The 10,816-nt window shown below is 71.9% G+C and carries 9 protein-coding genes; 1 reads left to right on the top strand and 8 read right to left on the bottom strand.

Annotation, left to right across the window (positions count from 1 at the left end; genetic code table 11):
• Positions 1-90 precede the first annotated feature (90 nt).
• The 7 genes from ACIBVP_RS34605 to guaB all read right to left on the bottom strand — a co-directional run bounded on the left by ACIBVP_RS34605 (position 91) and on the right by guaB (position 10,136).
• Positions 91-1,566, bottom strand: coding sequence for an FAD-binding oxidoreductase (locus ACIBVP_RS34605; protein WP_396110655.1), 1,476 nt, complete (start codon positions 1,564-1,566; stop codon positions 91-93).
• 72 nt (positions 1,567-1,638) lie between these two features.
• On the bottom strand, positions 1,639-3,108 hold the full coding sequence (locus ACIBVP_RS34600; protein ID WP_396110654.1) for an FAD-dependent monooxygenase: 1,470 nt from the start codon (positions 3,106-3,108) through the stop codon (positions 1,639-1,641).
• A complete protein-coding gene (locus ACIBVP_RS34595; protein WP_396110653.1) occupies positions 3,108-4,064 on the bottom strand; it encodes an MBL fold metallo-hydrolase in 957 nt (318 codons plus the stop codon). The genes ACIBVP_RS34600 and ACIBVP_RS34595 overlap by 1 nt, the downstream gene beginning before the upstream one ends.
• Positions 4,065-4,208: 144 nt before the next feature.
• Complete coding sequence (locus ACIBVP_RS34590; protein ID WP_396110652.1) at positions 4,209-5,906, bottom strand: FAD-dependent oxidoreductase; 1,698 nt, start codon at positions 5,904-5,906, stop codon at positions 4,209-4,211.
• A gap of 9 nt (positions 5,907-5,915) precedes the next feature.
• Entirely contained in the window at positions 5,916-7,460 is a 1,545-nt protein-coding gene (locus ACIBVP_RS34585; protein WP_396110651.1) for a GNAT family N-acetyltransferase, read from the bottom strand.
• On the bottom strand, positions 7,457-8,590 hold the full coding sequence (locus ACIBVP_RS34580) for a GuaB3 family IMP dehydrogenase-related protein (RefSeq protein WP_396110650.1): 1,134 nt from the start codon (positions 8,588-8,590) through the stop codon (positions 7,457-7,459). Before ACIBVP_RS34580 ends, ACIBVP_RS34585 begins: the two co-directional genes overlap by 4 nt.
• 43 nt (positions 8,591-8,633) lie before the next feature.
• The gene (gene guaB / locus ACIBVP_RS34575) at positions 8,634-10,136 is read right to left on the bottom strand and encodes an IMP dehydrogenase (RefSeq protein ID WP_396110649.1); all 1,503 of its coding nucleotides are present in this window, start codon (positions 10,134-10,136) and stop codon (positions 8,634-8,636) included.
• Between the two features lie 85 nt (positions 10,137-10,221).
• Here guaB and ACIBVP_RS34570 point away from each other — a divergent pair, with 85 nt between their 5' ends.
• Positions 10,222-10,620, top strand: coding sequence for a DUF5319 domain-containing protein (locus ACIBVP_RS34570; RefSeq protein WP_396110648.1), 399 nt, complete (start codon positions 10,222-10,224; stop codon positions 10,618-10,620).
• 10 nt (positions 10,621-10,630) lie between these two features.
• On the opposite strand, the gene ACIBVP_RS34565 is transcribed toward ACIBVP_RS34570, so the two are convergent.
• A complete protein-coding gene (locus ACIBVP_RS34565) occupies positions 10,631-10,810 on the bottom strand; it encodes a hypothetical protein (RefSeq protein WP_396110647.1) in 180 nt (59 codons plus the stop codon).
• Positions 10,811-10,816: the final 6 nt, after the last annotated feature.

Here is a 10,816-nt window from a genome sequence, read left to right as displayed (position 1 = left end):
CGTGGCCACCCGCTACGACAAGCTGGCGGTCCGGTACGAAGCCGTCGTCCATCTGGCCGCGATCAACGAGTGGCTACTTTGAAACACGGCCTAGAGCGCCTGGGCGAAGGCGAAGACCTTGTCCGGGTCGTACTTGGCGGCGACCTCCCGCAGGCGCGGGAGGTTGTCGCCGTAGTAGGCGGTCGCCCAGTCCGGCATGGCCGGGTCGATGTAGTTGACGTACCCGTGCGGTCCGGCCAGCCTGCCCAGGCCGTCACGCACCTCGGCGACGGCCCGCGCGTCGCCGGACGAGTAGATCTGCGCGGACGCGAGCGCCGCGCGGTGCGGGAACGCGGTGTCGCCGGGCGCGACCCGGGACACGGCGCCGCCGAGCGAGTCGAGCAGCACGTCGAGTGCCGTGCGTCCCCGCAGGAGGTCGACAAGTGCGGCCGGGTCGACGGGTTCGGTGAGCATGCGGGACGACGCGGTGAACGTCGCCCGACCGAGCTGCCCGCCCTCGGACTCGGGCCTGCACTGGGCGAGGCTGCGCTGTGAGCAGCCGCCGAAGTAACGCATGGCGTCGAGGTAGCCCTTGCCGGTGATGAGCAGCGACGAGGCGCGCGGCATGGACCGCAGCAGTTGCTTGCACTGGTCCTCGCCGCCGAGGAGCGCGCCGCCCACCCGGCAGGTGGGCGGTGAGCCCGCGGAGACGACGCAGTTGGACCACATCTCGTCCGGCTGCCGGGCGATCCAGTCCTGCCAGGCGCCGATGACGTCGGCGGTCGCGCCCGCCGGGTACCGGAGCGAGAACACGGTCATGTCGGGCGCGGGCTCGGTGGCGAACGTGAACGACGTGACGACGGCGAAGTTGCCGCCGCCCCCGCCCTTGAGCGCCCACAGGAGGTCGTCGCCGTCGACGGTCCGCTGCGTCCCGTCGGCGAGGACAACCTTCGCGGAGACGAGCTTGTCGCAGGTCAGGCCGTACTTGCGGGCGGTGACGCCGATGCCGCCGCCGAGGGTGAGCCCGCTGATGCCGACGGTCGGGCATGACCCGGCGGGCAGCGCGCGGCCCGCGTCGGCGAGCCCGGAGTAGACCTCCATGAGCCGCGCCCCGGCCCCGATCTCGGCGGTGTCGCCGTCGACCCGGACGGTCGCCATGGGCCGCAGGTCGAGCACGAGACCCTTGTCGGGGGTGCTGTAGCCGGCGTAGCTGTGGCCGCCCGAACGCGCCGCGATCGGCATCCGGGCGTCGCGGGCGACGTCGACGCACCGCTGCACGTCGTCAGGGCTCTGGCAGCGCGCGATGGCGGCGGGCTTGTGGTTGTCGAAGCGCGGGTTGTAGGAGCGGGCGGCGGTGGCGTAGCCGTTGTCCGCCGGGAGGATCAGCTCGCCTTTCAGCTGCTCGCGCAGGGCGTTCCAGTCCGGCGGGACCGGCGCCTGGCTGGTGGACGGCGGCGGCGCGCTCGTCGTGGTGGTCGTCGTCGTGCCCGTGCTGGTGGGTGGCGCCGCACCTCTGCCGGGTGAGCACGCGGCGGCCGCCGCCCCCGCCGCCACCACGCCCAGAAAACGCCGTCGATTGATCGTCATCCCCCGACACCTCCCACGAAGACCAGACGTGCGGGGTTCGGAGGAGGTTGTTCACACCTACCCGATCGAGGGCTACCACCCGGTCGCGCGGCGCAGGGCCTTCGTGATCAGCGGCGCGATGCCGCCCTGTGGTTCGGTGAGCACCGCGGCGATGTGACCGTCCGGGCGGACGACCACCGCCTGCCTCGGGTTCAGTCCGAGCGCGTCGACCAGGACCGTGTCGTCCTCCTGTTCGAGCGGGAGCACGGCACCGACCAGCGACCTCTCCCACTCGTCCGCGGGCTGCCAGTCGCACCAGTGGGTGAGCACGGTGAAACAGCCCAGTTCCCGCAGCCGCTCGCCGCGCATCAGCCGCGCGTCCGGGCACAGGCCGCCGCCGGAGGTGGTCAGCGGGGACTCGTCGTAGGTGAACGGGGCCGCGAGCTTGCCCGAGTCGATCTCCGTCCGTGCCCGCTCGTCGTCGATCGAGCGGGTCAGCACGTCCACGCGGCGGGCCCGGTCCTCGTCGGTCCGCGGCACCAGGAAGCGCATCGTGTTCCCGGTGACCCGCAGGTTCTCGTCGGCCGCCGCGCCACGCTCGGCGTCGTACGACGCCAGCAGCGCCGGGCCGCCCATGCCCCGCCGGTCCAGCGCGATCTTCCACGCCAGGTTGTCCGCGTCGGCGACGCCGGAGTTGAGGCCACGCGCACCGAACGGGCTCATCACGTGCGCCGCGTCGCCCGCGAGCAGGATCCGGCCCACCGCCATCGTCGGGACGCGCCGCTGGTGGAAGCGGTACACCGACAGCCACACCACCTCGTAGTCGGCGTCGCCGACGATCGCGCGGATGCGGGCGTCGAGGTCCTCCTTCTCCAGGTCGAAGTCGGCGGGCACCTGCCAGTCGATGCGCCACACGCCGCCCGGCTGCGGGTGCAGGAGCACCTGCCTGCCCGGGTTCCAGGGCGGGTCGAAGTAGAACCGCCGTTCGGGCCGGTCGAACCCGAGGTCGGCGCGGATGTCCGCGATCAGGAACCGGTCGTCGAACGACATCCCGTCGAACGGCAACCCGAGCAGGTCGCGGACCGCGGAGTGGCCCCCGTCGGCGGCGACGCAGTGCGTGCCGCGGTACACGGTGTCCGATGTGGACAGAGAGACGCCGTCGTCGTCCTGCGAGACCGCGACGACGGCCTGGTCGTAGTGCAGGTCGACCAGCGGCTCCGCCGCGATCCGCTGTTCCAGCAACAACTCCACGATCGTCTGCGGCGTGTTCACGAACGGCGGGAACGCGGTCTCGCCGACCTCGTCGAACGTGATCTCGCCGACGACGTGCTCGTGGTAGTAGACGCGCCCGCGCGTCCACGTGACCCCGACGTCCGCGACCTGCGCACCGACCCCGGCCCGTTCGAGGATGTCGAGCACGTCCCGTTGCACGCAGATCGAGCGGCTGCCGACCAGTTGCCTGCTCGGTGCCGCCTCCAGCACGGTGACCGGCACGCCGTGCCGTGCGAGCAGCAGGGCCGCCGTCATGCCGACCGGTCCGGCGCCGACGACCAGAACGCGCATCAGTCGCCGTCCCGCAGGGCGGCCCAGACTTCCTGGTCGCGTTCGGCGGTCCAGACGCGGGGCCAGTCGATGCCGTCCAGTTCGTCCCAGTAGCGCTGCACGTTGAACGGCAGGCAGTGCTCGAAGATGGGCCAGCCGCCGAAGTCGGGGGCGAGCGCGTCGTGGGCGGCGGTGAAGGCGTCCTTCAGCGTGCCGTGGGCACCGTGCACCGCGCCGACGGTGCGCCGCAGCCCGTCGAGGAAGTGCCTGCTCTGCGCGATGGCCGCGAACACGGCGTCCGCCCCGGCCGCGACCGCACCCCGGCCACCGACGAGCACCTCCGCACCGAACCCCTGCACGTTGTCCAAAGTGGACGAAGCCCATTCGGTGTGGAACGCGTCGCCGGTGTAGAGCGCGGCCCGCGCCTCGACGAGGTCGCCGGCGAAGAGGATCCGCTCGTGCGGCAGCCACGCGACGATGTCGCCTGCGGTGTGGCCACGTCCGCAGTGGGCGAGGACGAGTTCGCGGTCACCGCCGAGCGGGATGACCATGCGGTCGGTGAAGGTGAGCGTGGGCCAGGTCAGACCGGGGATGGAGTCGGGGTCCTCGAAGAGGCGCGGCATGCGGGCCAGCTCGGACGCCCAGTCCTCCTTGCCGCGTTCGGCGATGAGGCGTCGGGTCTGTGTGTGCGTGATGATCTCGGTGGCGTCGAACGCCGCGGCACCGAGGACGCGGACGGCGTGGTAGTGGCTGAGGACGAGGTACCGCACGGGTTTGTCGGTTCGTTCCCGCAGTCGGTCGAGCCATCGCCGAGCGGCGACGGGCGTGGCGCGGGCTTCGAAAGCGATGAGGAAGTCGTCGGCTTCGATGGCTCCGACGTTGGGGTCGCCTTCCGCGGTGAGCGCGTACACGCCTGGTGCCAGCTCGGAGAACGTCTCCTCCTTGGCGGCGAGATCCCCACTGGACGCGAACGCCATTCCGCACCCCACTCCGTTGTGACCGGCCCTGCTTTTCGCAGCGTAGCGATCCTCGTGGTGGGTGGTGCCCTCGCCGGACGGGCCGATCTCGGGGAGGAGGCCTCACGATTCCGGCGTGCCGAGATTCGGCAAGGCTGGGTGGCCTCAGCGGAGCCGCAGTGCGGCTGGGGCGTTCTCCGGGACCGCGGGCTTGCGCGGCGGTACCGGCGCCAGGCGCTCATACCCCGAAGCAGGGCGCGGATCCGCCTCCCCCTTGTTGGGCCAGAACGAGAACGCGCGCTCCGCCTGCGCGGTGATCGTCAGCGACGGGTTCACGCCCAGGTTCGCCGAGATCGCCGAGCCGTCCACGATCGACAGGCCCGGGTACCCGTGCACGCGGTGGTACGGGTCGATGACGCCCTCGTCCGCGGCCGCGCCGATCGGGCAGCCGCCGATGAAGTGGGCGGTCAGCGGGATGTTGAAGATCTCCCCCCACGTCCCGCCCGCGATCCCGTCGATGTGTTTCGCCGCCAGCTGGTTCGCCTCGTGGCCCGCCGGGATGAACGCCGGGTTCGGTTCGCCGTGGCCCTGTCGCGACGTGTACCTGCGGCGCCCGAACAGCCCGCGTTTCGTGTACGTGGTGATCGAGTTGTCCAGGCTCTGCATCACCAGCAGGATCACGGTCCGCTCGCTCCACCGGTGCGTGCGCAGCAGCTGCGCCGTCCGCACCGGGTGCCGGACCATGAACCGCACCGCCTGCAGCCAGCGCGGCATCGACGCGGCGCCGTCGGTGGCGATGGTCTGCAGCAGGCCCATCGCGTTGCTGCCCTTGCCGTATCGGACCGGTTCGATGTGCGTGGTCTCGTCCGGGTGGATCGACGACGTGATCGCGACGCCTCGGCTGAAGTCGCGATCGGGGTCGACCGCGGTGCGGCCCGCGCCGATGATCGCTTCCGAGTTCGTGCGGGTCAGCTCGCCCAGCCGGGGCGACAGGCGCGGCAGCACGCCCCGGTCCTTCATCTCGTGCAGCAGCCGCTGCGTCCCCCACGTGCCCGCCGCCAGCACGACCTGGCCCGCCGTGATCGTCAGGCGGGCGCGGCCGCCGGTGCGGCGCACGTCCACCGCGAAACCCGACGGTGACGACGGCCGGACCGCCGTCACCGTGGTCATCGGCAGGACCTTCGCGCCGTTCTTCTCCGCGAGGTACAGGTAGTTCTTCACCAGCGTGTTCTTGGCGCCAACGCGGCAGCCCGTCATGCACGAACCGCACTCCGTGCAGCCGGTGCGGCGGGGCCCGGCGCCGCCGAAGAACGGGTCCGCGGTCTCGACCCCGGGCTTGCCGAAGTACACGCCGACCGGCGTCGGGTGGAACGAGTCCGCGACACCCATGTCCGCCGCGACCTTCTGCATCACCTCGTCGGCGGGGGTGACCGTCGGGTTGTCGACCACGCCGAACATCCGCGACGCCTGGTCGTAGTGCGGCGCCAGCTCCGCCTCCCAGTCGGTGATGTGCGCCCACTGCCGGTCGGCGTAGAACTCCTTCAGCGGCCGGTACAGCGTGTTCGCGTACACCAGCGAGCCGCCGCCCACCCCAGACCCGGCCAGCACCATCACGTCGTTGAGCAGGTGGATGCGCTGGATGCCGAAGCAGCCGAGCGCGGGCGCCCACAGGTACCTGCGCAGGTCCCACGACGTCGTGGCGAACTCGTCGTCCGCGAACCGGCGGCCGGCCTCGATCACCGCGACCCGGTAGCCCTTCTCCGTGAGCCGTAGCGCGGCCACGCTGCCGCCGAACCCGGAACCCACGACCACGACGTCGTAGTCAAAGGTGTTACCGGGAGTCCTACTCGCGAGTTCACCCATGGGTCGAGACTAGGCCTCGACGTCGCTGCGGACCAGCCCGTAGTGCACGAGATCCCGCCGGACACCCCCGCGGAGCTGCGCCCCCCGCAGCACGCCCTCCCTGCGGAAACCCGCCTTCTCCAGCGCCCGCTGCTCGGCCAGGTTCTCGACGTCGGTGCTGGCCTCGATGCGGTCCAGCTCGCTCGTGGCCAGCAGGTGCTCGACCAGCAGCCGCTGCGCGATCGTGCCGATGCCCCGCCCCCGCGCCTCCGGCAGCAGGCCGATGCCGATGTTCCACGCCGAGCACGCCACGGTGCCGCCGTAGTCGACCGCGTGCCAGCTGACGCCGCCGAGCAGGTTCCCGGTCTCCGCGTCGAGCACGCTGAACAGCGACGTCCGCGCGGGGCCCGCCACGCGCGGCCGGTCGTCCTGGTCGACCTGGAAGTCACCGGCGGCCGCGACGTAGAACGCCTCGCGGTCACCCGGGCCGGGCTCGGCCAGCACCACCCCGTCCCGCTCGACCACGACGTGCCGCTCGACGGCCGTCGCGTCCTCGACGACGTCCGTGCGGAGCAGGCTGTAGGACACCAGGTCGCGGCGGCGGCCGCCACGCGGCTGCCCGCCGCGGACCAGGCCCTCCGGCCGGAAACCCGCCTTCGCGAGCACCCGCTGCGCGGGCACGTTCTCCCGGTCGGTGCTGGCCTCGAGCCGGTCGATGTCGGTGGCCGCGAACAGGTACTCCGCCACCAGCCGGGTCGCGGTCGCGCCGACACCACGGCCACGCGCCTCCGGCACCAGCGCGAGACCGATGTTCCACGCCTCGCAGCCGGCGGTCGGTCCGTAGCCGACGGCGTGCCAGCTGACCGTGCCGATCGGTTCCTCCGTGGCGCGGTCGAGCACCGCCAGCCGCTCGACGCCCGGGTGGTGGCGCAGCGGCCGGTCGTCCGGGTCGATGTCGAAGTCGCTGCCGTACCGCGCCCGCAACGTCGGCTCGTCGCCCGGCATCAACGTGCCGAGCGCGACGCCCTCGCCGGTCGCGACGATCTCGCGGGTCGCGTCCGGGTCCGGCAGGTCCGACCGCAGGATCGCGAACCCGACCATGTCGCGCCGCGTCCCGCCGCGGAACTGCGCGCCACGCAGCACGCCCTCGCGCCGCATGCCCGCCTTGCGCAGCGCCTTCTGCGACGCCACGTTCTCGACGTCGGCGCTGGCCTCGATCCGGTCCACCTCGGTGGTCGCGAACAGGTGCTCGACCAGCAGCCGCAACGCGGCCGGGCCCGCGCCCCTGCCACGCGCGGCCGGGAGCAGGCCGATGCCGACGTTCCACGCGGTGCAGGCGGCGGTGCGGCCGTAGCCGACCGCGTGCCAGTTCACGGACCCGATCGCGGCGTGCGTCTCGGCGTCCACGATCGCGAGCCGGTACACCTCGAACGTGAAGTGCGGGGCCGGGCGGTCGTCCGGGTCGACGTCCCACGCGCCGTCGTTCCGCTGGTCGAGCACCGCGCGGTCGGCGTCGGTCAGCTCCGCGAGCGCCACACCGTCCCGCTCGGCGACGATCTGTCTCGCCACGGTCATCCGCGTACCGACAGGCCGACCTTCTGGAACTCCTTCAGGTCCGAGTACCCGGTCTTCGCCATGGCCCGGCGCAACGCGCCGAACAGGTTGATCATGCCGTCCGGGTCGGACGACGGACCGAACAGCAGCGTCGGCAGGTCGGTGACCTCCTCCTCCGCGGCGGCCGGGATGACGCGGCTGCGCGGCAACGACGGGTGCGCGGCAGCCGCGGTCCAGTACAGGCCCTTGCCCGGCGCCTCCTTTGCGGTCGCGAGCGGGCTGCCCAGCATGACCGCGTCCGCGCCGCACGCGATGGACTTCGCGATGTCACCGCTGCCGTCGACCTCGCCGTCGGCGATGACGTGCACGTACCGGCCACCGGTCTCGTCGAGGTAGTCGCGGCGCGCGGCCGCGGCGTCCACGATCGCGGTCGCCATCGGCACACCGATGCCCAGCACGCTGTCCGTCGTCGTCGCCACACCTGTGCCGTAACCGACGATCACACCCGCCGCGCCGGTGCGCATCAGGTGCATCGCGGTGCGGTAGTCGTGCACGCCACCGGCGATCACCGGCACGTCCAGCTCCGCGATGAACGACTTCAGGTTCAGCGGCTCCCCGTCCCGCGACACGTGCTCCGCGGACACGATCGTGCCCTGCACGACCAGGATCTCCACCCCGGCCGCGAGCAGGGTCGGCGTCAGCTCGGCGGCCCGCTGCGGGCTCACCCGCGCCGCCGCCGTCACGCCCGCCTCGGCGACCTGCCTGACCGCCTCGGTGATCAGCTCCGGCTTGATCGGCGCCGCGTGCAGCTCCTGCAGCAACCGGGTCAGCGCGGTGTAGTCCTGGTCGTCGAGGGTCGCGACGATCCGCTCCAGCACCTGCTCGACGTTGGCGTGCCGCGCCCACAGGCCCTCGGCGTTGAGCACGCCGAGACCGCCGAGCTTGCCGACCTCCACCGCGACCGACGGCGACACGACCGCGTCGGTCGGGTGCGTGAGCAGCGGGATGTCGAAGCGGTACGCGTCGATCTTCCACTCGGTCGACACGTCCTGCGACGACCGGGTCCGGCGGGACGGGACGATCTCCACCTCGTGCAGCGCGTAGGCGCGGCGGGCGGTCCGCCCCATGCCGATCTCCACTAGATCCGGCACAGGTGATCCTTTCTGAGCGCAGCTCGCGGAGCGGTCCGCCAGCTCAGCGAGTCGTGTAGTTCGGGGCCTCGACGGTCATCGTCACGTCGTGCGGGTGGCTCTCCTTGAGCCCCGCGGCGGTGATCCGGACCAGCTGGGCGTTCTGCAGCTCGGCGATGGTGCGCGACCCGGTGTAGCCCATGCCGGACCGCAGACCGCCGACCAGCTGGTGCACGACCTGGGACAGCGGGCCGCGGAAGGGGATCCGCCCTTCGATGCCCTCCGGCACCAGCTTGTCCTCGCTGAGCACGTCGTCCTGGAAGTAGCGGTCCTTCGAGTACGACTTGGCCGTGCCGCGCGACTGCATGGCGGCGAGGCTGCCCATGCCCCGGTAGGTCTTGAACTGCTTGCCGCTGACCAGGATCACGTCGCCCGGCGCCTCGGCGGTGCCCGCGAGCAGGCTGCCCAGCATGACCGCGGACGCACCCGACGCGATGGCCTTGGCGATGTCGCCCGAGTACTGGATGCCGCCGTCGCCGATCACCGGGATGCCCGCGGGCCGGCACGCGAGGTCGGCGTTGTAGATCGCGGTGATCTGCGGCACGCCGACCCCGGCGACCACGCGCGTGGTGCAGATCGAGCCGGGCCCGACGCCGACCTTCACGCCGTCGGCGCCCGCGTCGACCAGGGCCTGCGCGCCCGCGGTGGTGGCGATGTTGCCGCCGACCACGTCCACGGTGTCGCCCAGCTCCTTCTTCAGCTTGGCGACCATCTCGAGCACGCCGCGGGAGTGGCCGTGCGCGGTGTCGACCATCAGCACGTCCACACCGGCTTCCACCAGCGTCATGGCGCGCTTGTAGGAGTCGTCGCCCACGCCGACCGCGGCGCCGCACACCAGGCGGCCGTCCGGGTCCTTGGTGGCGTTGGGGAACTGCTCGGTCTTGACGAAGTCCTTGACGGTGATGAGGCCGCGGATCTTGCCCGCGCCGTCCACGATCGGCAGCTTCTCGACCTTGTGGCGGCGCAGCAGGCCGAGCGCGGCGTCGGCCGACACACCCACCTGGGCGGTGATCAGCGGGCCCTTGGTCATGACCTCGCTGACCGGCTTCGTGTGGTCGACCTCGAAGCGCATGTCGCGGTTGGTGATGATGCCGACGAGGGTGCCGTCGGCGTCGGTGACGGGGACGCCGGAGATGCGGTAGCGCGCGCAGAGCGCGTCGACCTCGGCGAGCGTGTCGGTCGGCGAGCACGTGACCGGGTCGGTGACCATGCCGGCCTCCGACCGCTTGACGGTCTCCGCCTGCCGCGCCTGCTCCTCGATCGAGAGGTTGCGCTGCAGGATGCCGATGCCGCCCTGGCGGGCCATGGCGATCGCCATGCGCGACTCGGTGACGGTGTCCATCGCCGCGGACACCAGCGGGATGCGCAGGGTGATGTTGCGGGTCAGGCGGGTGCTCGTGTCGACCTCGCTGGGGACGACGTCGGACTCCGACGGCTGCAGCAGCACGTCGTCGAAGGTGAGGCCGAGCGTGGCGAACTTGGCCGGGATCCCCTCAGCGGTGGTCATCGTGGCCCTTCTTGGTGACGGGGTTTCCGCAGTTAACACATGGTATCTGGACCATAGGCCGCCTCCGCCCGGTACCGTGCGGGGCGTGAGGGACGACGCACTGCCACCGGACCCGTTCGCGGGTGACCCGAACGATCCCGTGTGGGCCTTCTCCGACGAGGACCCCGCCACCCCGGAGCCGGTCTCCGCGCAGGAGCGCGACGAACTGCTGGCCGACCTGCGGGACCTGGCCGTCTACCAGGCGCTGTTGGAGCAGCGGTCGGTGCGCGGTGTGGTGGTCGACTGCGCGGAGTGCCAGGAACCGCACTACCACGACTGGGCGTTGCTGCGCGCGTCGCTGGAGCAGCTGCTCTCCGACGGCCGCATGCGCCCGCACGAGCCCGCGTTCGACCCGAACCCGGCCGCGTACGTGAGCTGGGAGTACTGCCGCGGCTTCATCGACGGTGTGACGGCGACGGCGAAACAACCGGCGAGTTCCAAGTAGCGCCGGTCCACTACTTCTCGTCTTGTGTCGGGGCGTGCACGTGCCAGCCGTCCTCGGCCGGGCAGCGCGCCGCGCTCAGCCTGCCCAGTGACTCGTCGACGAGCGCCTGGGCGGCTTCCTTGGTCAGCAGAGCCCTGCCCTCGCAGCGGGCGCAGCGAGGGGCCTGGCTGTACACGTGACCCGCGGTCATGTCCCG

The sequence above is a fragment of the Actinophytocola sp. NPDC049390 genome (genome assembly GCF_044466355.1).
In the GTDB taxonomy this organism is placed as follows: Bacteria; Actinomycetota; Actinomycetes; order Mycobacteriales; family Pseudonocardiaceae; genus Actinophytocola.
The sequence above is the reverse complement of the archived record's forward strand: the minus strand, read 5'-3'. Positions and strand labels throughout refer to the sequence as shown.